This is a genomic window from Nocardia sp. BMG51109 (genome assembly GCF_000526215.1).
In the GTDB taxonomy this organism is placed as follows: Bacteria; Actinomycetota; Actinomycetes; order Mycobacteriales; family Mycobacteriaceae; genus Nocardia.
The window spans coordinates 103,142-126,674 of the sequence record NZ_JAFQ01000003.1 but is presented as its reverse complement, the minus strand read 5'-3'; the positions used below and the strand labels follow the sequence as shown (position 1 = coordinate 126,674).

General features: G+C 69.8%; 22 protein-coding genes. 14 read left to right on the top strand and 8 right to left on the bottom strand.

The window, feature by feature from the left end; all coding sequences use genetic code 11:
- Nucleotides 1–207: 207 nt before the first annotated feature.
- From D892_RS0100780 to D892_RS0100740, 8 genes are all read left to right on the top strand, one after another.
- On the top strand, nucleotides 208–606 hold the full coding sequence (locus D892_RS0100780; RefSeq protein WP_024799429.1) for a hypothetical protein: 399 nt from the start codon (nucleotides 208–210) through the stop codon (nucleotides 604–606).
- 239 nt (nucleotides 607–845) lie between these two features.
- On the top strand, nucleotides 846–1,964 hold the full coding sequence (gene galT / locus D892_RS0100775; RefSeq protein ID WP_084160878.1) for a galactose-1-phosphate uridylyltransferase: 1,119 nt from the start codon (nucleotides 846–848) through the stop codon (nucleotides 1,962–1,964).
- A complete protein-coding gene (gene galK, locus D892_RS0100770; RefSeq protein WP_051498935.1) occupies nucleotides 1,961–3,079 on the top strand; it encodes a galactokinase in 1,119 nt (372 codons plus the stop codon). Before galT ends, galK begins: the two co-directional genes overlap by 4 nt.
- A gap of 518 nt (nucleotides 3,080–3,597) precedes the next feature.
- On the top strand, nucleotides 3,598–3,828 hold the full coding sequence (locus D892_RS0100765; RefSeq protein ID WP_024799426.1) for a DUF397 domain-containing protein: 231 nt from the start codon (nucleotides 3,598–3,600) through the stop codon (nucleotides 3,826–3,828).
- Between the two features lie 52 nt (nucleotides 3,829–3,880).
- Nucleotides 3,881–4,630 carry an SDR family oxidoreductase gene (locus D892_RS0100760; protein ID WP_024799425.1) on the top strand — a complete coding sequence of 250 codons (750 nt, stop codon included), beginning with the start codon at nucleotides 3,881–3,883 and terminating at the stop codon, nucleotides 4,628–4,630.
- 81 nt (nucleotides 4,631–4,711) lie between these two features.
- Nucleotides 4,712–5,113 (top strand): PaaI family thioesterase, encoded by a 402-nt coding sequence (locus D892_RS0100755; protein WP_024799424.1) that lies wholly within the window; start codon nucleotides 4,712–4,714, stop codon nucleotides 5,111–5,113.
- A 166-nt stretch (nucleotides 5,114–5,279) separates the two neighbouring features.
- The gene (locus tag D892_RS0100750) at nucleotides 5,280–6,341 is read left to right on the top strand and encodes an NAD(P)-dependent oxidoreductase (protein ID WP_024799423.1); all 1,062 of its coding nucleotides are present in this window, start codon (nucleotides 5,280–5,282) and stop codon (nucleotides 6,339–6,341) included.
- A 472-nt stretch (nucleotides 6,342–6,813) separates the two neighbouring features.
- On the top strand, nucleotides 6,814–7,332 hold the full coding sequence (locus D892_RS0100740) for a GNAT family N-acetyltransferase (RefSeq protein ID WP_024799422.1): 519 nt from the start codon (nucleotides 6,814–6,816) through the stop codon (nucleotides 7,330–7,332).
- Between the two features lie 4 nt (nucleotides 7,333–7,336).
- On the opposite strand, the gene D892_RS0100735 is transcribed toward D892_RS0100740, so the two are convergent.
- The 4 genes from D892_RS0100735 to D892_RS0100720 form a co-directional block, all read right to left on the bottom strand.
- A complete protein-coding gene (locus tag D892_RS0100735) occupies nucleotides 7,337–9,559 on the bottom strand; it encodes a bifunctional SulP family inorganic anion transporter/carbonic anhydrase (protein ID WP_024799421.1) in 2,223 nt (740 codons plus the stop codon).
- A 563-nt stretch (nucleotides 9,560–10,122) separates the two neighbouring features.
- Nucleotides 10,123–11,154, bottom strand: coding sequence for a sensor histidine kinase KdpD (locus D892_RS0100730; RefSeq protein WP_024799420.1), 1,032 nt, complete (start codon nucleotides 11,152–11,154; stop codon nucleotides 10,123–10,125).
- Nucleotides 11,144–11,833, bottom strand: coding sequence for a response regulator transcription factor (locus tag D892_RS0100725; protein ID WP_024799419.1), 690 nt, complete (start codon nucleotides 11,831–11,833; stop codon nucleotides 11,144–11,146). Before D892_RS0100725 ends, D892_RS0100730 begins: the two co-directional genes overlap by 11 nt.
- 5 nt (nucleotides 11,834–11,838) lie before the next feature.
- On the bottom strand, nucleotides 11,839–13,269 hold the full coding sequence (locus D892_RS0100720) for a hypothetical protein (RefSeq protein ID WP_036566500.1): 1,431 nt from the start codon (nucleotides 13,267–13,269) through the stop codon (nucleotides 11,839–11,841).
- Between the two features lie 183 nt (nucleotides 13,270–13,452).
- Between D892_RS0100720 and D892_RS0100715 the strand changes: the two genes are divergently transcribed.
- Complete coding sequence (locus D892_RS0100715) at nucleotides 13,453–14,118, top strand: glycosyltransferase family 2 protein (protein WP_024799417.1); 666 nt, start codon at nucleotides 13,453–13,455, stop codon at nucleotides 14,116–14,118.
- Nucleotides 14,115–14,825: a DUF2064 domain-containing protein gene (locus tag D892_RS0100710; RefSeq protein WP_024799416.1), complete on the top strand. Its 711-nt coding sequence runs from the start codon at nucleotides 14,115–14,117 to the stop codon at nucleotides 14,823–14,825. The genes D892_RS0100715 and D892_RS0100710 overlap by 4 nt, the downstream gene beginning before the upstream one ends.
- A 124-nt stretch (nucleotides 14,826–14,949) precedes the next feature.
- Here the strand turns inward: D892_RS0100710 and D892_RS0100705 are convergent, their stop codons facing one another.
- Nucleotides 14,950–15,510 (bottom strand): TetR/AcrR family transcriptional regulator, encoded by a 561-nt coding sequence (locus D892_RS0100705; protein ID WP_024799415.1) that lies wholly within the window; start codon nucleotides 15,508–15,510, stop codon nucleotides 14,950–14,952.
- Between the two features lie 71 nt (nucleotides 15,511–15,581).
- Between D892_RS0100705 and D892_RS0100700 the strand changes: the two genes are divergently transcribed.
- On the top strand, nucleotides 15,582–16,340 hold the full coding sequence (locus tag D892_RS0100700; RefSeq protein WP_024799414.1) for an SDR family oxidoreductase: 759 nt from the start codon (nucleotides 15,582–15,584) through the stop codon (nucleotides 16,338–16,340).
- 112 nt (nucleotides 16,341–16,452) lie between these two features.
- On the opposite strand, the gene D892_RS0100695 is transcribed toward D892_RS0100700, so the two are convergent.
- Together D892_RS0100695 and D892_RS0100690 are read right to left on the bottom strand one after the other, a co-directional pair.
- Entirely contained in the window at nucleotides 16,453–16,773 is a 321-nt protein-coding gene (locus D892_RS0100695) for a hypothetical protein (protein WP_024799413.1), read from the bottom strand.
- A 127-nt stretch (nucleotides 16,774–16,900) separates the two neighbouring features.
- A complete protein-coding gene (locus tag D892_RS0100690; protein WP_024799412.1) occupies nucleotides 16,901–18,199 on the bottom strand; it encodes an aldehyde dehydrogenase family protein in 1,299 nt (432 codons plus the stop codon).
- A 507-nt stretch (nucleotides 18,200–18,706) separates the two neighbouring features.
- Between D892_RS0100690 and D892_RS0100685 the strand changes: the two genes are divergently transcribed.
- Nucleotides 18,707–19,738: an AraC family transcriptional regulator gene (locus D892_RS0100685; RefSeq protein WP_024799411.1), complete on the top strand. Its 1,032-nt coding sequence runs from the start codon at nucleotides 18,707–18,709 to the stop codon at nucleotides 19,736–19,738.
- Between the two features lie 69 nt (nucleotides 19,739–19,807).
- Entirely contained in the window at nucleotides 19,808–20,398 is a 591-nt protein-coding gene (locus D892_RS0100680; protein ID WP_024799410.1) for an HdeD family acid-resistance protein, read from the top strand.
- A 7-nt stretch (nucleotides 20,399–20,405) separates the two neighbouring features.
- Here the strand turns inward: D892_RS0100680 and D892_RS0100675 are convergent, their stop codons facing one another.
- A complete protein-coding gene (locus tag D892_RS0100675; RefSeq protein WP_232235937.1) occupies nucleotides 20,406–21,848 on the bottom strand; it encodes a hypothetical protein in 1,443 nt (480 codons plus the stop codon).
- A 319-nt stretch (nucleotides 21,849–22,167) separates the two neighbouring features.
- On the opposite strand from D892_RS0100675, the gene D892_RS0100670 reads away from it, so the two are divergent.
- On the top strand, nucleotides 22,168–23,532 hold the full coding sequence (locus tag D892_RS0100670; protein ID WP_198036802.1) for a cytochrome P450: 1,365 nt from the start codon (nucleotides 22,168–22,170) through the stop codon (nucleotides 23,530–23,532).
- The last annotated feature ends 1 nt before the right edge of the window (nucleotide 23,533 follow it).

The following is a 23,533-nucleotide window of genomic DNA, read 5'->3' as shown; positions in this document are numbered from 1 at the left end:
TGAGATGTAGCGGCGCCCGGCTGTCCACCCCATAGTTACAGGGGCCCGGCCGAACGGATTGTGGTTTGTCCCCGAATATCGCCGATCGGGCCAATCGGTCCGGTCGACTCTGATAGACCGGACCCCCGGAAGCCGCGGGAAACCGCGGATGCTTCCGGCGGCCGTCGGACCGATCGGCGGCCGTATATGAGTTCGAGGAGGAACGTCGTGCGTGGACGCACGTTTGCGATCGCGGGAGCCTTGGCCTCCGCGGTGACCGTGCTCGGATCCGGAACCGCCGCCGCCGAGCCGGCGACGAGCATGCCCGGCGACGGGCTGTACCGGGTGGGTGTCGACATCCTGCCCGGCATCTATCAGGCGCCCGGCAGCTCCGACCCGGACCATGCCTGCCAGTGGCAACGACTGCGGAAGATACCCGGTCCCGGCGAGGACGTGAACCAGTCCGTCATCGCGGCCGAAGTCACCCATGTCACCCCGGTGCGAACGCTGATCAAGCCCGGCGAGGTCGCGTTCACCAGCGTCAATTGCGGGCCCTGGGTGATGGTGCCCGCGCCGCCGCCGACCGGTTCCTACGGTCCCGGCGGGTCGTTCGGCAGCGAATTCTGACCGCCCGGCGGTAAGCGGATACCGACCGCGCCGCGGCGGCGGTACCGCCCGCGCCGTGCGGACGCGGCGCTCGCCGCCGCGGTCTTTGCAGCACCCGATGTGAGCGCTCACAATGGTTCGGTGTACTGTCCGGCTGAGTCTGTCGCGCATCCATCGGAGGTTGTCATGGCATTGCTGCCACCCGGCCGCACCGTCCGGATCCCGCGCCGGGCGGCGCGGTGATCACCACCCGCCACCGGCTGGCCGACGGCCGGGAGATTCTGTACTTCGACGCCGACCCGGGGGTGCCACGCACGGCCGACCCGGGGGTGCCACGCACGGCAGACTCGGGGGTGCCACGCACCGCGACCGACACCCGGGACCTGCCGCAGACCCGCACCCATTCGCAGCGCCGCTTCGATCCGCTGCTGGGCGAGTGGGTGGTGATCGCCTCGCACCGGCAGACCCGCACCTTCCTCCCGCCCGCCGATCTGTGCCCGCTGTGCCCGTCCACGCCGGATCGCGCCACCGAGATCCCCGAATCCGATTATCAGGTGGCGGTTTTCGAGAACCGCTTCCCGTCGCTGTCCACCGATCATGCGGATTTTCCCGCGACGGTGGAGGGTTCGCCGGAGACGCCGCTGCGCGACGGGTACGGCCGCTGTGAAGTGGTGTGCTTCACCAGCGTTCACGATTCGTCGTTCGCACGGCTCGATCCGCAACGGGCGCGGCTGGTGCTGGACGTGTGGGCACATCGCAGCGCCGAACTCGCCGCGCTCGACGGCGTCGGGCAGGTGTACTGCTTCGAGAATCACGGCGAGGAGATCGGCGTGACGCTCTCGCATCCGCACGGGCAGATCTACGCCTACCCGTTCGTCACCCCCCGAGTGGCCAGGATCGCGGAGAATGTGGCGCGATACCGGAACTCACACGGCGGCAATCTGTTCGGTGATCTGCTGGCCGCGGAGCGCACGGCCGGGCTGCGCGTGGTCGCCGCCAACGAGGAGTGGACCGCATTCGTGCCGCCGTTCGCCCGCTGGCCCTACGAGGTGCAGCTGTACCCGAACCGGCGCGTCGCCGACATCCCGGACCTCGACGGCGCGCAGCGCGACGGTTTCGTCGCGCTGTACCTCGATGTGCTGCGGCGGTTCGCCCACCGCTTCGACGACCCGATGCCCTACATCGCGTCCTGGAATCAGGCGCCGACCCCGAACTCCGGTGTGCCGCGCGATGACTGGTGGCTGCACCTGCAACTGTTCTCGATCCGCCGCGCGCCCGGGAAACTCAAGTATCTGGCCGGCTCGGAGTCCGGGATGAACGTCTTCATCAGCGACACCACGCCGGAGACGGTGGCGGCCGAACTGCGGGAGGTCCGATGAGCGCGGGCGAATCGCCGGTGCGCCACGGCACCTGGGCCGCACCCGGCCGGGTGAACATCATCGGCGAGCACACCGACTACAACGCCGGTTACGCCTTGCCGATCGCGCTGCCGCAGACCGTCACCTGCGCCGCGCGGGCGACGACGGACGGACTGGTGCAGGTGACCTCCCGCCAGCACCCGGACACCACGGTGCGCGAATCGATCGCCGGGCTCGCCGAGTCCCGGACCGCGGGCTGGGCACGCTATCCGCTCGGCGTCGTCCACGAATACGTCCGGCGCGGATACGAGATCCCCGGCGCGGTACTGGAACTGGACGGTGCGGTGCCGGTCGGCGCCGGACTGTCCTCCTCGGCCGCCGTGGAATGCTCGGTGGCCATCGCGCTGCGTGACCTGTTCGCACTGCCGGTGACCGATGCCGAACTGGTCGACATCGGCCGCGCCGCGGAGAACTCCTACGTCGGCGCGGCGACCGGCACCCTGGACCAGTCGGCGGCGGTACTGTGCACGGCCGGGCACGCGCTGTTCCTCGACTTCGGCAAGGGCGAGCACGCCCAGGTGCCTTTCGATCTCACCGCGACCGGGCTGGAGCTGCTGGTGGTCGATACCAATACACCGCATCAGCTGTCCGACGGCGGCTACGCCGGACGCCGCGGCGAATGCGAGCGGGCCGCCGCCGCACTCGGCGTCGGCACGTTGCGCGAGGTCGCCGACCCCGCCGATATCGAGGGCCTCACCGATCCGGTGCTGCGCCGGCGGGCCCGGCACATCGTCACCGAGAACGCCCGCGTGCTGGCCGTCGTCGACGCCCTGCGCGGTGGCGGCGACCCGCGTGCGATCGGGCCGATCCTCACCGCCGGGCACGCCTCGCTGCGCGACGACTTCGAGATCTCCACGCCGCAGCTGGACGCCGCGGTCGAGGCCGCGCTGGCGGCGGGTGCCCACGGCTCGCGCATGGTGGGTGGCGGATTCGGCGGCAGCGTCATCGCGCTGACCGACGCCGACCGGACGCGGCCCACCGCGGAGCTGATCGCGACGCGGTTCGATGCGGCCGGTTTCGCCGCGCCCCGCACGTTCGTCGCGGTGCCGTCGGCGGGTGCGCGCCGGGTGTCCTGACGGCCCGCACGGCCGAAGAATCCTTCCATTTCCGAATACCGGACGGCCGCCTTTGTACCCCAACAGCAGAATTATGTTGCGAATCCGGCGAATTCTGGGGTCGATCATGTGAAACGTGAATGCAACCACATCTGCATGTGCATCCTGACCTCCGGCCGCTTACAGCATACCGGTCGGCAATCATGTGATAATGATATATAACCAGCTCTGAACTCTGGGATTAACGGTTTTTGTCCGATTTGGGTAGCTCCTTGGCAACCAAATCCAGCCCCCTTGACTCCGGCAAACATCACCAAATAGGCCACGACCTGCGATATTGGGACTCTGCGAATCCGGCGAATACCCTACAGCTACCGGAATTCGGTCCGTACCGTGGAACGCGATTAGCTCGGCTGCCAATGGTTGTTGACCCGGACGGCAGTTGGGCCGGGGGATCGAGGCCCGCCACGACCCGGATCATCGGCCTCCGTCACATGGCAACGTCGCCGCACCCATCGAACCATGTTCTGGAGGTAGTCATGATCGAGTCGGACGCCCGTATCGCGGGAGTGCCCGTAACGAACTGGCGCAAGTCCAGTTTCAGCGGGCCGGACGGCCACTGTGTGGAATGCGCCCCTCTGCCCGACACGGCGGTGGCCGTCCGCAACAGCAACCGGCCCCACGACGGGACACTCGTGTTCACCCGGGCCGAATGGGCCGCCTGGATTCGCGGCTGCCGCGCCGGCGAATTCGACGATCTCCTGCTGTAGGGGATCTTCCGTAGTAAACCGCCCCCGCACCGGCCCGACTAGGGTTTGGCACATGACGAGGCGCAGAATTCTCATCACGGGGGCGAGCTCGGGACTCGGTGCGGGCATGGCCCGCGCCTTCGCCGCGCGGGGGCGCGACCTCGCGCTGTGCGCGCGCCGAGTCGACAATCTCGAACAGTTGCGCGCCGAATTGGTGACCGCACATCCGGGCATCACCGTCGCGGTACGCAGGCTGGACGTCAACGACCACGCCGCCGTACCGACGGTGTTCGCCGAACTTCGCGACGAACTCGGCGGCCTGGATCGAGTGATCGTGAATGCCGGGCTCGGTAAGGGCGTACCCGTGGGAACCGGTCGTGCCGATGCCAATATCGCTACGGCCACAACGAATTTCGTCGCCGGCCTCGCTCAGGCCGAGGCGGCGCTGGAGATCTTCCGCAAACAGGATTCGGGCCACCTGGTGCTGATCTCGTCGATGAGCGCAGTGCGCGGGCTGCCCGGCAAGAAGACCGCGTACGCGGCGAGTAAGGCCGGGATGACCGCGCTCGGCGAGGGTTTGGCCACGGAGCTGCGCCGCAGCCCCATCGCGGTGACCACCCTGCAACCGGGGTTCATCGCCACCGAGATGGTGGCCCGGGCCGGCGACGGCGCGCTGGTGGTGCCGCTGGAGAAGGGTGTCGGCGCCATGGTCGCCGCGATCGAGCGCGAGACCGTGCGCGCCTGTGTACCGCAATGGCCTTGGCGCGCACTGAATCTCGTCTTTCCGCTGTTGCCCCGGGCGATCATCGCGCGGATGGGCTGAACCGGTAGCCCGTCCGGAGCCGCGCGGATCATTACCTCGCGGGTAATCGACCGGCGCCGGGGCGCCCGGCATGCTCGTCACATGACCGACGCCGAGGGCACCCAGCTGTTCCACCGGACCATGCCGTTCACCGAGACGCTCGGGGTGGAGGTGCTCGAACACCGGCGGGAGCTGGTGCGTGCCCGGCTGGCCTGGGACGAGAGCCTGTGCACGCTGGGCGGGGTGTTCCACGGCGGCGCGCTGATGGCGCTCGCGGATGCCACCGGCGCGGTGTGCGCGTTCTTGAACCTGCCCGACGGCGCGCAGGGCACGACCACGGTGGAGTCGAAGACCAACTTCCTGCGGGCCGTCCGCTCCGGGCATGCCGAGGCCACCGCCCGGGCCCTGCACGCGGGCCGTGGCTTCATCGTGGTGGAGACCGAAATACGCGATGCCGCAGGGGATCTCGCCGCGAAGGTGACGCAGACGCAGGCGGTCCGGTAGGAGCGTCTCGGGCATCTCCGAGGCCGGCGGAGCCGTTCTCGCGCGGCTCGCAAATATGACCGGTTTCTTACCGATCCGCGACTCGCCCGCCGGAGTGTCGCGTCACTGGGCCACGGCGGTGAGGATCGGGGCATGACATTGCCGACCTCGATTCTCCTCTGATCCGATGCGAGTACTGCTGACCGGCGCCGCCGGATTCATCGGTTCGCATATCCGACACGCACTCGACGACGCCGGCGACGAGGTGGTGCCGGTCGATCTCATGCTCGCCGCCGCGCACGGCCCCGGCGCCGCGGCGCCCGACGGTGTGCGGCAGGTCGACGTCCGCGATCCCGACGCGGTGCCGGCGCTGCTCACCGGGGTCGACGTGGTGTGCCATCAGGCCGCCGTCGTGGGCGCCGGGGTCAGCGCCGCCGACGCCCCCGCCTACGCCAGCCACAACGACCTCGGCACGGCCGTATTGCTGGCGGCGATGGCCGATGCCGGGGTGCGCCGGCTGGTGCTCGCCTCGTCGATGGTGGTGTACGGCGAAGGGCGTTATCGCACAGTGGATTCCGACTATGCCGATCCTCCCCCGCGCCGCCGCGAGGATCTCGACCGCGGCCGGTTCGATCACCGCGACGCGGCGACCGGCGAACCACTGTCGTGGGCACCGATCGAGGAGGACAGCCCGCTGCGGCCCCGCAGCCTGTACGCGGCGAGCAAAGTGGCGCAGGAAAACTACGCGTGCGCGTGGGCGGCAGCCACCGGCGGCACGGTGACCGCGCTGCGGTACCACAATGTCTACGGAGACGGAATGCCCAGGGACACACCGTATTCCGGTGTCGCGGCAATCTTCCGGTCGGCGCTGGCGGCGGGCGAGTCACCGCGGGTGTTCGAGGATGGCGGCCAGATGCGGGATTTCGTGCACGTCCGCGATATCGCCGCCGCCAATGTCGCCGCGATTCATCGTGCCCCGCCGGGGTTCCTGCCGCTCAATATCGCCTCCGGCACGCCGATCAGTATCCATGCCGTCGCGGAGATACTCGCCCGGGCGGCGGGCGGCAAGGCTCCGGTCGTCACCGGCGAGTACCGGCCGGGTGACGTCCGCCATATCGTCGCAGGCCCCGAGAAGGCCCGCGAGGTACTGGATTTCGGCGCCACCATCACGCCGGACGAGGGCCTCGCCGAATTCGCCACCGCCCCGTTGCGGTCCGCCTCCGGCACCGGTGCCCCGACGTGGCGCTGACTGGTTCCGCGCCGGTCGGCCGGTCCGCTACCCGGCCGTGCAAGGCCGGCCGAAGACCCCGATGCGTCCGCACAATCTGCCGTTCGTGACGCTCGGCGCCGGTCTGCTGTGGCCGCACGGCGGCGGAGAAGGCACGGTGATCGAACGGCACCGCCACGGTCACACCAAAAGAGCGGCCCACTGACCGGCCGAAGTACGGCGGCCCAGTAGCCGGGTGGCGGCCCTGGCCGATCCTGCGAGCAGGCCGTGACCGAGCGGACCCGGTCGCGGCGACGGCGACGTGAGCCATCCCGGAGGAACGCGCAGGGGCGCCGTCGACGCTTGCTACAGTGTGCATCGCGCGGAACACGCGCCGCCGCCGGGACGAGGGAGTTGATGAATATGGCCGTCATGGGCCGTATTTCGCATGTCCTCGTCCGGTTCGTGCGCCCGTGCGCATGACCGGATCGTCTCTCACGATCTGGAGTATGTCGTGTCCTCTCTTTCCCCGGTGACACATCTGGTCACCGAGCGTCTCGTGCTGCGTGGCTGGACTTCCGACGAGATCGACGCCGTGCTCGCGGGACGGCATCCGGCGCACTGGGCCGCCGACTTCCCGGCCGACGGTGATCGGGTCGTCGCCGGTCTGCTCTCGGAACACGCCGGCTGGTCGACCGAGTACGGCCATCGGCTGGTGCTCGAGCGTGACAGCGGCCAGGTAGTCGGATCGCTCGGCTTGTTCTGGCCACCGAGTGGTGGCGCTCTCGAAATCGGGTACGGCATGGTGCCCTCTCGACGAGGTCGCGGCTACGCGACGGAGGCCACCCGGGCGCTGGCCGAATTCGCGTTCACCGCACCGGAAGTGCGGACGGTGTTCGCCGAGGTGGAACTGTCGAACCCCGCCTCGGTGCGGGTACTGGAGAAGTGCGGGTTCCGACCATCGCCCGTACCTGCGGACGAGAATGTCGTACGGCTCCTGCTGACCCGCGCCGAGTTCGCCACGGAGAACTGAGCGTTCAGCCGCGGGGCGATGCGGGTGGTGCGTCGGTGATCTCGCCGAATCCGTCGGTGGTGACCTCGAGGACGGTGGCCGAGGCGATATCGAAGAACAGGCCCGACACCGTCAGGCCGCGCTCGGCCACCGCACGACGCACCACCGCATGATTCTCCAGGGTCCGCAGCTGAACCGCGACGTTGACCATGGCCAGCTGCGCGGCCTCGTCATACCCGGCCGCCGCCGCGGCCGCCCGCACCGGATGCCCGGCCCGGAAGACCTCCAAACTCGGCCGCCCGTGCGCGAGCCAGTCGTCCAACCCCGGCCCCGCCGACGCACCCGACAGCAACGCCTTCATCGCCCCGCACGAGGAATGCCCGCACACCACCACATTGCGCACCTTCAGGTTGTCCACCGCGAACGCCAGCGCCGCCTCCCCCGAGGCATCCGACCCGTCGGCCGGATGCAGGTTGCCGACATTACGGACCGTGAACAGATCACCCGGACCACTGTTGGTGATCACATTCGGCACGATCCGCGAGTCCGCACACGTCAAGAACAACGAATGCGGATCCTGCTTGTCCCGCAACTCGTCCAGATGCGGCCGCACCACATGCGCATGACTACGGTGATACGCCGCCACACCCGACGCGACCGGATCCGCACTGCGTTCCCGCCACGGCCCCAGCACCTCATCCAGCAGGCCACGCGCCGCACCCCGCTTCGGCGGGCCCTCCGTGGCATGCTCCATACGCGCGGTGCCGATCTCCACGAACTCGACCGTGCCGCCGGTGGATTCGTGCTGCCGGGTCCAGTCGTGGATCGCCTCGTAGGCGGCGTGGTCCAGGAAGTCCACCGTCAGCTCGACCAGCACGTCGGTGCCCGTGGGCACCTTCGCCAGCTCCTTGGTCAGCTTCGGCAACGCCAGGAACGTGCACATCCCGTCCACGCTCACGATCCACCGGTCGGTGCCCGCGACCGCAGCGGCCTGCACCGACACCCGCACCACCCGCCACAGCAGCAGCACGAACGCCAGCGCCAGCCCGATCAGCACCCCTTCGAGCAGGTTCAGGAACACCACCGACACGATCGTCACCAGATACACGGCCAGATCCCCGGTACGCCGCGCCAACCGGATATGCGCCAGCTTCACCAGCTGGACACCGACCACGATCAACAGCCCGGCCAGCGCCGACTTCGGGATCTGCTGCACCACCGACACCAGCGCGATCGAGAACACCAGAATCCACACACCGTGCAGGATCGCCGACGCCTGCGAACGCGCACCCACCGCCACATTGGTGGAACTACGCACGATCACACCCGTCACCGGCAGGCCACCGAGCGCGCCGGAGGTCATATTGGCCGCACCCTGCGCCATCAGCTCGCGGTCGAAATTGGTGCGTTTACCGGTGTGCATCTTGTCCACCGCGACCGCCGACAGCAGGCTCTCCACGCTGGCGATCAACGCGATCGTCAGCACCGCCAGCACGACCGCGCCCCAGTCCTCACCGGGCAGCTCCGGCAGCCCGATCGCATCGAACAGCGACCCCTCGATCTCGATGCGGGCCACGTCGCCCGGCAGCGTCATCGCCAGCAGCGTGCCGACCAGCACGGCCACCAGCTGGCCCGGAATCAACCGCACCCGCCGCGGCGCCCACCGCCACGCCACGATGACCGCGATGACGATAACCCCGATCAGGAAGTCGTTACCGTCCAAGCCCAGCAGCTGACTCGGTAACTCGGCGATGTTCTCGAACGCCGAACTATGCGACGACCCACCCAGCAGCACATGCACCTGCTGCAACGCGATCGTCACACCGATACCCGCCAGCATCGCGTGCACCACGACCGGCGCGATCGCCAGCGCCGCCCGCGCGATCCGGCTCAACCCGAACAGGATCTGCAAAATACCGGCCGCCACCGTGATGAAACACGTGACCTTCCAACCGAACTGGTCGATCGTTTCGGCGACCACCACGGTCAGGCCGGCGGCCGGGCCGCTGACCTGCAACGGTGACCCACCCAGCAGGCCCACGACGATACCGCCGACCGCGGCCGCGATCAGCCCTGCGGCGACAGGCGCATCCGAGGCGATCGCGATACCCAACGACAACGGCAGGGCGACGAGGAACACCACGATCGAGGCGGGCAGGTCATGGCGCGCAATCGACGACAGACGAGCGGACCAGGAACTCTCCGGTGAACTCGCCGATCTGACAGACGAATCGGTGTCGGTGGACATATTTCTCCTTCACCAGGCCGGGTGGGGCCGGTCCAGTCGGTCGAACATGTTCTCCAGGCATCGAAAGCAAGCTGGCGGAAACCACGCTGCCCGGCGGTAACGCACGCAAAGGTAAAGAGAAACGACCGTTCGAAGAACGTGGGATCCACGATACCGGGACAAACCGCGCATATCCGGGCAAAGCGGATTCATTGTGACCCGCCATCATCGAAAACAACAGGTGACAGCCACCGGACACAACCATGTCAGCGCCGGTTGAGGCATTGACAAGCGCACGCCTCACTCGCTTCACCTTGCCGTAGGTGACTATGAGATTACCGATGCACAGAACGGAATTCTCTGCTCGAACCAGCCCGAATCGGGTGATTCGTCAATCATCGTTCTATCGGTGCCATACCGAACTGGGCCGCGGGAACATATTTCGGGAGTGTGAATTCGGATGACGGTGGGGCAGGCGGGCTGCGGGGTTATTCCGGCACGTTTGTGTCCGGTCCGGCCGACCCCGGGTGCATCCCGACCGAGAAGACGACAAGCCGGACGAGAGCCCGCCGGACGACGGCGAATCAGGCGGCGGTGGTGGGCAGCAACGGCAGGCTGATTTCGAAGCGGCAGCCCCGTTCGCGGTTGTGGGCGGCGATCTCACCGTGGTGCGCCTGCACCAGGCCGGCGGCGATGGCCAGGCCCATGCCGCTGTTGGTGCCGACGTCGGCGGCCACCGGCGAGCGGGCGGCGGTGCCGCGGTAGGCGACCTCGAAGATGCGGGGCAGATCGGCCGGATCGATGCCCGGACCGGTGTCGTCGACGCGGGTCCAGGCACGGCCGCCGGTGCGGCCGGCGGAGATATCGATGCGGCCGCCGGGCGGGGTGTGCTCGATGGCGTTGGCGACGAGGTTGGTCAGGACCCGGGTCAGGGCGCGGTCGCTGCCCGCCACCAGGATCTCCGACTCGGGTTGCCGCGCCGACAGTCGCACCTGTGCCCGGTCCGCCGTCGGCTGGTTGGCGGCGGCGACCTCGTCGATCAGCTCGCGCAGGTCCACCGGTTCCAGCTCGAGTCGCAACGCGCCGGAGTTGATCTTCGACATCTCGAACAGATCGTCGACCATCGCGGAGAGCCGATGCGTGTCGCGCACAATCTGATTCGCGTAGCGCTCGACCGTCTCGGGCTGGTCGATCACGCCGTCGACCAGCGCCTCACCCATCGCCCGGATCCCCGCCAGCGGGGTCCGCAGGTCGTGGCTCACCCAGGTCACCAGGTCGCGGCGGGAGCGCTCGGCGGCACGCTCCTGCTCGAGCATCTGCTTCTCCCACACCGTCTTCCGGGCCTGCACGCGCCCGAGCACGATCGCCGCCGGGACCGCCACCACCGTCACCACGCTCAATACCACACCGATGCGCCGCAGCTCGTCGGTGAACATCATCCCGCTCACGGCGACCACGCCGACCAGGGTGGACAGCGTCGGGATCAGCACCAGCACGACCATGCTGGTGGTCAGGCTGCGGTTGTGGGTGAGCCGGATGGCGACGGCGCCCAGCGCCACCACGGGCACCGATCCGGCCAGCGCGTAACCGATCAGCGCGACTGTGTCAGTCGGCATCGTCCTCCTCCCCCGGCCTGCCCCAGGCGTAGCCGCGCCCCCAGACGGTCTCGATCCGGTGCGCGGCGCCGAGTTTCGCGCGTAGGCGCTTGATATGCACCGTCACGGTGGACTGGTCGCCGAACGTCCATCCCCACACCCGCTCCAGCAGTTCGGTGCGGCCGAACACCCGGTGCGGATGGTCGAGCAGGAATGCGAGCAGATCGAATTCGCGCGCGGTCAGCTCCGCCCGCCGGCCGTCGACGAGGACCGCCTGCGAGGCGGGGCGCAGCTCGATGGCGCCGCTGCGCACCACCTGCTCGGTGACCGCGGGCCGGTGCACCCGTCGCAGCACCGATGCCACCCGCAGCGCGAGCTCGCGGGGGCTGAACGGTTTCACGATGTAGTCGTCGGCCCCCGACTCCAGGCCCACCACCCGGTCCTCCTCCTCGCCGAGCGCGGTGAGCAGGATGATCGGAGTGTCCGGGTGCCGGCCGGCGCGCACCCGCCGGCACAGCTCGATACCGTCGGGCGGCGGCATCATCACGTCCAGCACGGCCAGGTCGATGTCGTTGCGCGCCAGCACCTCCGCGGTCGCGGGGCCGTCGGCGGTCTCCACGACGGCCAGCCCGTCGCGTTCGAGGTAGCGCCGCACCACCTCGCGGACCACCGGATCGTCATCGGCCACCAGAATGCGCACGAGACCTACCAATTCGTGAAGAGCAGATGATTGAGCAGCAGCGCGCCCGCCGCCTGGACGACCAGCCACGCACGCACCGAGCGCGCCGGCAGCAGGGCCGTGGCCGCGAGCAGCCACACATCGAACGGCAGCCAGATCCGTTCCGTCTCCGCCTTGCTCAGCCCGCTGAGGTCGGCGGCCAGCAGCGCGGCCAGCCCGGCCGCGGCGACCACCACCGCGGGATCCACGCGGGATCGCCAATCATGCAGATAAACAACGAGTTTCGCAGCAACGTGCGGAATCGGCCCGGGCCCGGGCCGGGCCACCGGCTCCTTCCCGCCGGCGGCAACGATACCGGCAGCAACCCCGCCCGGAACGAGCCCTCGCCCGACCCGGTGCAGCGCCGCCGCCGTCGCCAGGCCCACCGCGCACACCGTCGCCGCCAGATTGCCCCAGACCCAGTACGAATACGGCCGGACGCTGGCGATGCCCTGGTAGTACCGCTCGACCACGAGGTGATAGCCCTCCAGCCACCAGAACCCGCCTGCCGTGAAGGCGGCCACCACCAGTGCGACGCCGAGCAGGGCGGGCAGCGCCGGGCGGAACCCGCGCAGCAGCAGCACCGCGGCCGCGGGTATCGCCATGAGGGCCAGTCCGTAACTGAGGTAGAGGCCGAATCCGAGCAGTAGCCCCGAAACCAGCGCGACGACGGGCCATCCCGGGCGCCGCCGGGTCGCGATCGCCAGCAGCGCCACACCCCACGCCGTGACCGCCGCGAACAGCGCGTCCGCCGATACCGCGATCCAGATCGCCGCCGGAGCGAGGGCGAGGAACGGCGTTACGGCCCTGGCCTTTTCGGGCGCACCCAGCGCCTTCAAGGCGACCGGGACCGCCACCGCCACACTGCAACCGGCCAGCAGGCACAACACTCCGGCCCATGCGCCGCCACCGAGCCCGATCCGGTCCAGCAGCACGAACACCAGCAGCGCACCGGGTGGATGCCCGGACACGTGCGTCGTCCACGAGTCGGGCTGGAAGTCCAGGATGCGCCCCGCGAAGCCGTGCAGCATCGCCCCGATGTCGTGGACCCCGCCCACTTCGTGCAGGTATTCCCAGTCGGTGGCCAACCGGTCGGCGAAACCTCGCCGCGCGCCGTCGATCATCGCCAGCGAGAACGCCCACACCACCGAGACCACCCAGGTCAGCGAGAGCAGCTGCCGCCACGGCAGACGCCGCGCGGCGACCGGACCGCCGACGACGACCAGCGCCGCCACCGCGACGGCCGGACCGGTCCCCCAGCCGATGTGCGGCAGCCAGTGTCCGTAGATCGGCGCGGCGGCCGCCCAGACGCGCTGCCGCCATGCCTCGTCGTGCAGACGCGGCACCACGAAGGCCGCCAGCACGAGCACGGCGGCCAGGCCGGCACACACCAGATCGGCGCGTATGCCGGCCGGCACGGGTTCGGCGGGGAGGCCGGGACGCCGCGGGCCGCGGAGAAGGGTCGGCTGCTGCACAGCGTTCACACTAGGGCGCGGCACCGACGAGATCGGGCAGAAATCCGCCCCGGCCCGGTGCCGTCATACTTTCGTCACCGGTTCCTTGGGCCGTTACAGCAGGTAGAACGCCTATCGTCGCGAGGTGTGACCGATAAGCACAGTGCACCGGACATCACCGTGGTGATCCCGTGCCACAACGAGGCCGGGGCACTTCCGGGCGTGCTGGCCGCCGTCCCGTCCGGGTACCGGATCATCGTGGTCGACAACGCGTCCTCGGACGACACCGCGAACGTGGCCCACGCGGCGGGGGCGACCGTGGTCAGCGAACCGACACCCGGCTACGGCTCCGCGGTACACGCCGGCGTCCGCGCGGCGCGCACGCCGCTCGTGGCCGTGCTGGACGGCGACGGCTCCATGGACGCCGGCGAACTGCCGTCGCTGCTCGGCGATTTGGACGGCGGCGTCGACATGGTGGTCGGGCGGCGGCGCCCGATCGGATCCGGCGCCTGGCCGTGGCACGCCCGGCTGGGCAACCTGCTGGTCGCCGGGCTGCTGCGGCACCGGCACGGGCTGCCGGTGCACGACATCGCGGCGATGCGGATCGCCCGGCGCGAACGACTGCTGGCGCTCGGCCCACTGCATCCGCGTTCGGGATATCCGCTGGCGTTGCTGATCGGCGCCGGCCGGGCCGGTTGGCGCATCGTGGAGCGCGACATCAGTTACCGGCCGCGCACGCACGGGGTGTCGAAGGTCTCCGGCTCGGTGCGCGGCACGGCGCGGGCCATCCGCGACTTCTGGAGCGTGCGATGAACACCCTCGATGCCACCGCCCTGGTGATCGCGAAGTCGCCGATCGCCGGATTCGCGAAAACCCGTCTCACGCCCCCGTTCTCGCCGCAGGAGGCGGCTCGGCTGGCCGCCGCCGCGCTGCTGGACACCTTGGCCGCGGTGCGGCACAGCGGCATTCGGAACAGGGTCGTCGCCTGGACCGGATCGCTCGAGGATGCCGAGTGCGCCGAGGAACTGGCCGGGGAACTGGCCGATTTCACCCTGGTTCCGCAACGCGGCGACACGTTCGGGCAGCGACTGGCCAACGCGCACAACGACGCCGGCGCCTACGGCCTGCCGGTGTTGCAGATCGGCATGGATACCCCGCAGGCCGGCCCCGCACTGCTGGCCACGTGCGCGACCCGGCTGCTCGACAGCGGCGACGCGGTCCTGGGCCCGGCCGTCGACGGCGGCTGGTGGGCGCTGGGCCTCACCGATCCCGGCCCCGCGCGGGTCCTCGCCGACGTGCCGATGTCGACCGGCAGCACGGGCGAACATACGCGAGTAGCCTTGCGCCGCACCGGCTGCCGAGTACAGCGCCTGCCCACGCTATCCGATGTCGACACCGTCGCCGACGCGATCGCGGTGGCCGCGGAGTACCGCGGGCGCTTCCCCCGCACCCTCGCCCGGCTGCGCCCGGCGGACTCGCCCGACGCGCCGGCCGTGGTAGGCGGCATCAGATCCGAATGAGCGTCACGGGCATCGCTCGACACCGATCCACCCCTGTTCGGCGCGGCCACCGATCCGGACGCGCATGCAGCACCGGAGCGCTCTGCGGTGCCGAATACCGTTGCCGCCCCGGCAGATCCGAATCTCACCCGGTCAGTTCGGCGGCCGCCGCCGCGACACGCTCGGGCTCCGCTCCCGCCAGCAGCTCCAGCAACAATCCGCGGATCAACGCGAGCGTGCGCGTGGCCCGGGCCTCGGCGGCCTCGGCCGGAACGTCCGGTTGCGCGCGGACCAGCAACTGCCGCCAGTCCGTCGCGGACTCGACGGCGAACCCCGCCCACGGCCCCGGGTCCGGCCCGACCGAACGGACGAACGCCTCGTAGGTCAGCCGCGCCATCGGCCGCTGTTCCGGGGCCGACAGCCACTGCCACAACCGTCGCGCCGCGCACTCGAACGTGCCCGCCCCGGCCGATTGTCGTTCGGCCATGATCGCGGCGACCTCGGCGATCTGCAGCCGTCGCGTATGCGCGAGCACCTCGCGGATCAGCTGGTCCTTGCTGCCGAACAGATACAGCAGCACGCGCGGACTGCTGCTGATCGCCGCCGCCAGCGGCCGCAGCGACACCCCGGACAGGCCGTGTTCGAGCGCGTAGGCATAACTCGCCTCCAGCAGCTCGGCGCGCCGCGGTGAATCGTCGAGGGACATATCTGCCTTCCGAAACGGGATCCCTCGCGCTAGAGTAACTGAAACAGTTGTTTCAGTGGAGGCGATTCGCCATGGCCGACTTCGGATTTCGGCTCACCGGCCGCACGGCACTGGTCACCGGGTCGGCGCGCGGCCTCGGCCTGGAGATGGCGCGCGGCCTGGCCGCCGCGGATGCCCGCGTGATCCTCAACGGACGAGACCCGAAGGCGTTGTCCGGCACCGCCGGCATGCTGCGGGATGAGGGCCTGACCGTGGAGGCCGCCCCCTTCGACGTCACCGACGCGGCGGCCGCGCGGCGGGCACTCGACGCGATCGGGCCGGTCGACGTGCTGGTCAACAATGTCGGCCGGCGCGACCGGCGCGGCATGGACGCACTGCCCGCGCCCGACCTGATCCGGCTGTTCGAGACGAATGTGGCCGCCTCGTACGCGCTCAGCCGCTGGGTGGCGCAAGGGCTGGCGCAGCGCAACCGGCCCGGCCGCATCATCAACGTCTCGTCGGTGATCGGCCGGCTGGGCCGCGCGGGCGATGTCGCCTACAGCGTCGTCAAGGCCGCCCTCGACGGCCTGACCCGAACCCTGGCCGCCGAACTGGGCCCGCACGCGATCACCGTGAACTCCGTCGCCCCGGGCACTTTCGCCACCGAGGCCAACGCCGCCCTGGTCGCCGACGACGACTTCGCGCGCTGGCTGCGTACCCGCACCGCACTCGGCCGCTGGGGCCGGCCGGAGGAGATCGCCGGCCTGGTCGTCTTCCTCGCCGGCGACGCCGCGTCCTTCATCACCGGCCAGACCATCGCCGTGGACGGTGGTCTCAGCTCGACCTTCTGAGCGACCGGCCGCTCGTCGCGGCGCTCGGCGCGACTCGAAGACCGAACGCGGCTCGAGGTCCAGCGCGACCCGACCGCCCAGCGCGACCCGACCGTCCAGCGTGGCCCGAAGGCTAGCGCGGCTTGATGCGACCCGCGTCGACCAGCACGCCGTAGGCCGCGGCCTTGCGGGCGCAATCGCCGACCGTGCAGTCGAGGTGCTGCTGCATGGTGCGGTGGGCCTCCGGCACCTCGAGGGGACGGTCCGGGGCACCGTGCGAGAGCGCCGCGTCCACCGGCATCGTCGGCAGTGACGATTCGGCCAGCAGCCGCTGCCGGATCTCGGCGACCGAGGTGCGCCCGGTGGGCATGCGCTGCGGGCGCACGCTCATCACCACGCCCGTCATCGCGCCGATCAGGATCATCGTCGCGGCGAAGACCTGCCAGCCGCTCACGAGTTCACCTCCCTCGCGCCCGAGTCGACGGTGATTACCACATATTCGCAACAGGTGTTCATGATTCTCTCGTTGGATTCCGAATTACCTTGATGCAGTGAATATTTGGTTGTCGTCTATTCAGTTGTCAGGCGTATCCCGGCGGCGCCAGGTGCACCGAGACGTCGTTGCGCCCCACCCGCGCCGCCAGCAACCGGCCGGCCAGGTACCGGCCGGCCGCGTCGTCGGCGGTCCACACGCTCACGCACGGACCGGACGGATCGTTGGCCAGCGTCAGCGCGGCCTCGGCATCGGCGACCCGGACGACGGCCAGGATCGGGCCGAGCGTCTGCTGGGTCAGCACGTTCATCGCCGGGTCGGTGTCGGCCAGCACGGTCGGCTCGAACACCTGCCCGTCGGACGTGCCGCCGATGCGCAGGGTCGCGCCCTTGGCCAGCGCGTCGTCCACCTGGTCGGTGAGGTGGCGGACGTGCGTGACCGAGGTCATCGGCGCGACGCGGATGTCGTCGGGGTCGGCGGCGCCGAACGCGGCCACCTCGGCGACCAGGCGCCGCACGAATTCGTCGTAGATCGAATCGTCGACGAACACGCGCTCGATGCTGTGGCAGCCCTGACCGGAGTCGGCCAGTCCGCCCAGCGCGATACCGGCGGCCGCGGCGTCCGGATCGGCGTCGGAAAGCACGATGGCCGACGACTTGCCGCCGAGGGCGAGCCGGCACGGAACCAGCCGGGCCGCGGCCCGCAGCGCCACCACCTTCCCCGTCTCGGGGGAACCGGTGAACTGCACCGAGTCGACCGTGTCCACCACGGCCGGACCGGCCGCGTGGCCGACCACGAAATCCAGCACCGGCGGCGCGCCGACGGCGGCCCAGCCGGTGACCACGGCCCGCACCGTCAGCGGTGTCACCGCCGAGGGCTTGACCAGAACCGTGGAACCGGACATCAGCGCCGGCACCGCGTCGAACAGGGTGGATGCCAGGGGATACGTCCATGGCGACAGGACACCGACCACCGCGCAGGGGCGGTAGGTGATCGCCAGCTGCAAGGCGACGCTCGGGCTACCATGCGTACGCTGCCACGGTGCCCCGAGGAAGTCGGCGCCATGGGTGCGATGATAGTCCACCGCGTCGATGGCTAGGCGGTATTCCCGCAAAGCCGCGGCAACCGACTTCCCGGTTTCCGATGCGAGCAGTTCGACCAGCATCTCCCGGTTGCTCGACAGCCATTCCCGCAGGCGCGTGAGCCAATACACGCGACCGACGACACCCATTGCCCGCCAGTGGATTTGCGCTCGGCGTAAGGATGCGGCGACGGACCGGACACAGTCGGGAGTGTGCATCGGCAGGGTGCCCAGCGTCCGACCGTCGCCGGGTGCGGTCACGGTGATCCAGGCTCTACCGGGGGAATTCGGGTGGGTGGACAGCATTCGACTCACTCCGGGCGTGGTGGATGCGGCACGATCACTCCGCGACCGCGTGACGCCCGGGCCACCGGCACGAACGTCCGGGTCGAACGGGTACGCCGATCACGATGCGGCATGAGACAAACCGTATGGCCAACGCTATTCCGCAACCAGCGCGCAATGGGCCAGGAACCGGCGAATATCGGCCGCTCACAGCAAACTTACCGACGAGTACAGCCGCACGACTCGATCCGAGGTCTGCATCCGCGCCCGATTTGCCGACGGACGCAGCGCTTTTCGCGCCACCGCCCGGCGCGGCCGCAGGCTACCGGCCACGAAACCACATCACCCGGCGGTCGCACCGGACTGGCCGACCGACCAGGCCGTTCCGTCTCCGGAAGACCCGGCAGCCCGGATATTTCACATAGTCGAACCGGCGCCGGGCGTCGCTTCGGGGCCCAACGACGACAGTTATCGGACCGATCAGCGGATTCGGGCCAACGGAGCGCGAATCTCTGCGACGATGCGTAGGTGAACGAGCCAGCGCAGGTGCGAGCGATCAATGGTGTGGCATTGCTGGCCGACTACGCGGTGACCCGCGGGCTGGCGATGCCGGACATCTTGCGAGGCACCGGAATTCGTGAACAACAACTACAGGACCCGAACGCCGAGATCAGCCTGGACCAGGAACTCCGGCTGACCCGCAACGTGGTCACCGGGGTGCACAACGAGCCCGGCCTGGGGCTGATGGCCGGACTGCTGTGCCACCCACCGTCGTTCGGCGTGCTCGGCTTCGCGGTGATGAGCAGCCCCACCCTGCGCCACGCCGCCGATATCGGCGTGCGCTACGCCGACCTGTGGTTCACCATCGCCCGGCACGCCCTGGTGGAGCACGGCGACGAGCTGTGGCTGATCCGCGACGACCACGGCGTCCCGGCGGACCTGCGCCGATTCTCGCTCGAACGGGATTTCTCGGCGATCGCGACCATCCAGCAGGACCTGGTCCCGATGAAGGTGCCCACACTGCGGGTGGAGGTGACCGTCGAACCGCATCCGGTCTACGAGATGTTCGCGACGATGCTGGGCGTCGACAAGATCACCTTCGGCCAGCCGCGGTCGCTCATGGCCTGGCAGCGCAACACGCTGGATGTCCCGCTGCCGCAGGCGAACACGGCGACGGCGCGATTCTACGAGCAGCAGTGCGCCGATATCGTGCAGCGCCGCCGCAGCCGCGACGGGGTCAGCGGCCGGGTGCGCGACCTGCTCATCCGGCACGGCGGGGTGACCGACCAGTCCCGGATCGCCGCCGATATGGACATCAGCGTGCGCACCCTGCGCCGCCGCCTGGCCGACGAGGGCACCACCTTCCGGGAGCTGAGCAACGAGACGATCGGGATGCTCGCCGAGGAATTGCTCGTGGCGGGCCTGACCGTGGAGAACGTGGCCGACCGGCTCGGCTACTCCAGCGTCTCCGCGTTCACCGCGGCCTTCCGCTCCTGGAAGGGCCAGCCGCCGGGCCACTTCGCCCGGGTACATCGCGGGCGGGCCATCGCCCGGGTGTGACGGCCACCGTAATGAGTTCGATACTGGCTAATTAACCGCTAATCGGTCAGCTGGTTTTATTCTTCGTCAATGACATCCAGCAAAGAACGAGTTTTCGAAGGGCCGCTGCATCGACTGGCCCGCGGCGCCTGGCAGTCGCTCCTGGTCACCGGCCTCCTGTCGGTGGTCGTCGGCATCCTGGTCCTGGTCTGGCCCGGGCCGACGCTCGTGGTCGCCGGCGTGCTGTTCGGCATCTACCTGCTGGTCTCGGGCATCTTCCAGCTGGTGGCGGCGTTCGGCCCGCACGTCGGCGGCGGCTGGCGGGTGTTGTCGATCCTCAGCGGCGTGCTGTCGTTCATCCTGGCCTTCTTCAGCTTCCGGCACATCGGCGACGCGATCGTGCTGCTGGCGCTGTGGATCGGCATCAGCTGGCTGTTCCGCGGCGTCGCGGTGCTGGTCGGGAGCTCGGAGGTGCCCTCGGGGGTCGCGGGCCGCGGCTGGGCGATCTGCTACGGCATCGTGCTGCTGATCGGCGGTCTCGTGCTGGTGATCTGGCCGGTGGGCTCGATCGTGACGCTGACCTTGGTTGCCGGGTGGTGGCTGATCTTCATGGGCATCATGGAGGCCGTCTACGCCTTCCAGGTGCGCAAGGCGGCCAACCAGACTCCGAGCGGGGTCTGAGCCGGGCTCACCGCGCCGCGATGCGGAACAGTCCGGTCGTGGTGCCCTGGTACTGGGTGCCGCCGGGTGCGATCGAGCCGACCATCTCCAGCGGGTCGGCGAGCGTGGTAGCGCCGAGCGGCCGGCGCACCCGGACGGCCCCCGTGCCGGCGTCGACGACGACGTGGTCGTACGTATCCATCGGCGTGGTGCCACCATTCGGGAGGGCCGGATGCCGCTCGACGGTGTAGATACCGCCGTCGGCCGTCGACAGCCGCGGAACCGCCGCGGAGCCAACGGAATTCGTCCACCGCACCGAGCATCCGGCACCGCCCGGGTCGACGTCGACCCGGGTCATTCCGCCGGTGAATCCGGCCGACGGCGGGTCGCTGTGCCCGGAGGTGCCCGCCGGGTACGGATAACCGTAGGTACTGGCGACGAAGACGCTGCGGCCCGCGCCGATCGGCGAGTTCTCGGTTCCCCCGGCACCGGGCGGCAGCACCTCGACCTCGCACACCGGGTTGCCGGTGGCGGTGTCGAAGACCAGCAAATGCTCTCGGGGAGCGGCATTGTCGGTGATCGTCACGTACTCCGATCCGGTGCGCGGGCCGAAGAAGGTCGGCGTCGCACCGGTCCCCCAGCTCAGCTGACCGGGCTTGCGGGCGGGCCCGCGATCGTAGCCGCGCTGCCAAACCACTTGCGGGGCACCGGATTCGCTTGCACGCACCAGATACAGCGCATGTTCACCGGCGATCGCGACCCCCTCCGGGGCGGCGGCGACGCTGTTGGACACCGCCTCGCCGGGGGCGAGCGAATCGCCGCGGACCGCACCGGATTCCGGATCGAGGTAACCCATCCTGCCGTGCTCGGTCACGAACCAGATCCGGCCGTCGTGATCGGGTACCAGCGACTGCACGGCGTCGCAACCGGGCGCGCCACAGGGCTCGGTCACCGCGGCCGCAACCGAGGCGGTCCGGCGGGTGAACAGCCGCCAGGTGCCGTCGGCCGCCCGGTCGTGGCCGACCCAGGAGACGGCGTCCCCGCCGGTGGCGACCACGAAGTCACCCGCGGCATCGAGATATCCGTACACGCCTCCGAGCAGACTGCCCGCGGCCAGGGGCAGCTGTGCCAGGGGATCCCCGGTCGCCGGGTCCAGCAGGTACACCACCGGCGAGCGGGTGGCGATGCTGGTGCACAACGCCTGCGGCAGCCCGTCGCCGCCGATCAGGATGGTCGGGCAGGCGGCGCCGAGTGCGACGAACCGCGCCTCGACCGCGCCGATTCCCGGTCCCGGATAGGGGGTGGTGTCCGAGGCCGCGGCATCGCCGTGCATCGTGGCCGTCCCTGCCGGGCCCAGGTGGCCGTTCGGCGGGGCCTGCGGGCCGAACTCCGCGGTGGCCGTCCCGGCGCCGCAGAACAGCCCCACGACGACCGCCACCGCGCACCGCATGCCGAAACCTCGTAAACGCATGTCCGGGAGAGTAACGCGGCCGCATCGAACGTCTCGGAACGCCTGCGGTAATGCCTTCCGGCTGCTATTTTCGGCACAGGCCTGGTCGGTCCCTGTCGGCGCTGCGCCCCCACATCTCGGGTCTTCGCAGTGTCGCAGCGCGCCGTCAGACTGGTCGATGATCAATGCTCGGGGTTTTGACGCGCAGCGCCACGCCTGCCGGTCCGCTCGCAGTCATGTCGAGACGGCATGCAAACCGATTGGCCGACAGCGTGTTCGGGGTGGCTGCGACTGCCGTGCACCGATGATCGGGCACACCGACAACACGGGAGGATTGTCGATGATGGACCGGGGTAGCGATTCGGGTCCGATGCACCCGCCACGCAGCACACGCTTCGCGCCGCTCGGCGAGACGATAACGATGATGCGCGATCCGCTGGCGGTGCTGACCAGGCTGGCGGCGGAATGCGGGCCGGTGAGCGAGTTCCGGGCCGGCCCCAGCCGGGCCGTGCTGGTGGCCGGGCCGGACGAGATCCACGAGGTGCTGGTCACCAAGGCCGAGGAGTTCGGCCGCGCCAAGATCATGACGCTGGGATTGCTGCCGGTGCTGGGCTACGGGCTGGTCATCTCCGAGGGAGATCTGCATCAGCGCCAGCGCGGCCTGATCGGCCCGTTGTTCACGCCGCGGCTGATGACGCGCTACGTCGACACCATCGCCGGGCACGTGCGCACACACCTGGAGCGCTGGCCGGCCGACGGGCGGTTCGACGCACTCGTCGCCATGCAGCGGATGACCCACGACATCATGAGCGACCTGTTCGCCGGCGAGTCGCTGGAGGGCAACGAGGAGACCCTGGCGGCGGTCACCCGCGTCTTCGACTGGGAGATCCGGTTGATGACCAGGCCGATCGTGGCGCCGCTGTTCGTCCCGACCCGGCGCAACCGGCAGTTCCTGCGCGATATCGCCTTCATCCGCGGCCGGGCCGGCGATCTGGTCGAGGCCCGCCGCAGCGGCGCCACGACCGGCGACGACATCCTGCAGGGCCTGGTCGAGGCCCGCGACGACAAGGGCGATATGGGCTTCGACCAGCTCGTGGACGAGACGATCAACCTGTGGGCCTCGGGTATCGAGACGTCGTCCGACGCCCAGTTCTGGACGGCGTACGCCCTGTCGCGGCATCCGGAGGTGGCCGAGCGGGCGCGCGCGGAGACCGACCGCGTGCTCGGCGGGCGGGCGCCCACCGCCGCGGATCTGGCCGACCTCCCGTACTGCCTGCAGGTGTTCAAGGAGGCGATGCGGATGTACTCGCCGGCGCCGGCCTTCATGCGACAGGCGTTGTGCGACACCACGATCGGCGGCTTCCGGGTCGGGCGGGGCACGGTGGTGTTCGTCGCGCCGTACGTGATGCACCGCTCCCCCGAGTATTTCGCGCGGCCGCTCGCCTTCGACCCGGACCGTTTCGCGCCCGGCCGCAGGCCGCCGCGGCACGCGTATCTGCCGTTCGGGTCCGGCCGGCACGTCTGCGTCGGGTCCTCGCTGGCGCTGCTGGAGGGTCAGATCTTCACCGCCATGCTGGTGAGTTCCGGGACGCTGCACTTCCTCGACGGCGCGTCCGTGCGGCCCAGCCTGCAGGCCAATCTGCGGCCCGAGGGGAAGGTGTATGCGAGGTACGAGGCACACGACGTGGCGCCGGTAGGTGGTTGAC

What these genes read in the sequence shown, in the direction of transcription:
- galK (WP_051498935.1), top strand. Translation starts at nt 1,961, where the DNA reads ATGAGCGCGGGCGAATCGCCGGTGCGCCACGGCACCTGGGCCGCACCC.
- D892_RS0100765 (WP_024799426.1), top strand. Translation starts at nt 3,598, where the DNA reads ATGATCGAGTCGGACGCCCGTATCGCGGGAGTGCCCGTAACGAACTGG.
- D892_RS0100760 (WP_024799425.1), top strand. Translation starts at nt 3,881, where the DNA reads ATGACGAGGCGCAGAATTCTCATCACGGGGGCGAGCTCGGGACTCGGT.
- D892_RS0100755 (WP_024799424.1), top strand. Translation starts at nt 4,712, where the DNA reads ATGACCGACGCCGAGGGCACCCAGCTGTTCCACCGGACCATGCCGTTC.
- D892_RS0100750 (WP_024799423.1), top strand. Translation starts at nt 5,280, where the DNA reads ATGCGAGTACTGCTGACCGGCGCCGCCGGATTCATCGGTTCGCATATC.
- D892_RS0100735 (WP_024799421.1), bottom strand. Translation starts at nt 9,559, where the DNA reads ATGTCCACCGACACCGATTCGTCTGTCAGATCGGCGAGTTCACCGGAG.
- D892_RS0100730 (WP_024799420.1), bottom strand. Translation starts at nt 11,154, where the DNA reads ATGCCGACTGACACAGTCGCGCTGATCGGTTACGCGCTGGCCGGATCG.
- D892_RS0100710 (WP_024799416.1), top strand. Translation starts at nt 14,115, where the DNA reads ATGAACACCCTCGATGCCACCGCCCTGGTGATCGCGAAGTCGCCGATC.
- D892_RS0100705 (WP_024799415.1), bottom strand. Translation starts at nt 15,510, where the DNA reads ATGTCCCTCGACGATTCACCGCGGCGCGCCGAGCTGCTGGAGGCGAGT.
- D892_RS0100700 (WP_024799414.1), top strand. Translation starts at nt 15,582, where the DNA reads ATGGCCGACTTCGGATTTCGGCTCACCGGCCGCACGGCACTGGTCACC.
- D892_RS0100690 (WP_024799412.1), bottom strand. Translation starts at nt 18,199, where the DNA reads ATGCTGTCCACCCACCCGAATTCCCCCGGTAGAGCCTGGATCACCGTG.
- D892_RS0100680 (WP_024799410.1), top strand. Translation starts at nt 19,808, where the DNA reads ATGACATCCAGCAAAGAACGAGTTTTCGAAGGGCCGCTGCATCGACTG.
- D892_RS0100675 (WP_232235937.1), bottom strand. Translation starts at nt 21,848, where the DNA reads ATGCGTTTACGAGGTTTCGGCATGCGGTGCGCGGTGGCGGTCGTCGTG.
- D892_RS0100670 (WP_198036802.1), top strand. Translation starts at nt 22,168, where the DNA reads ATGATGGACCGGGGTAGCGATTCGGGTCCGATGCACCCGCCACGCAGC.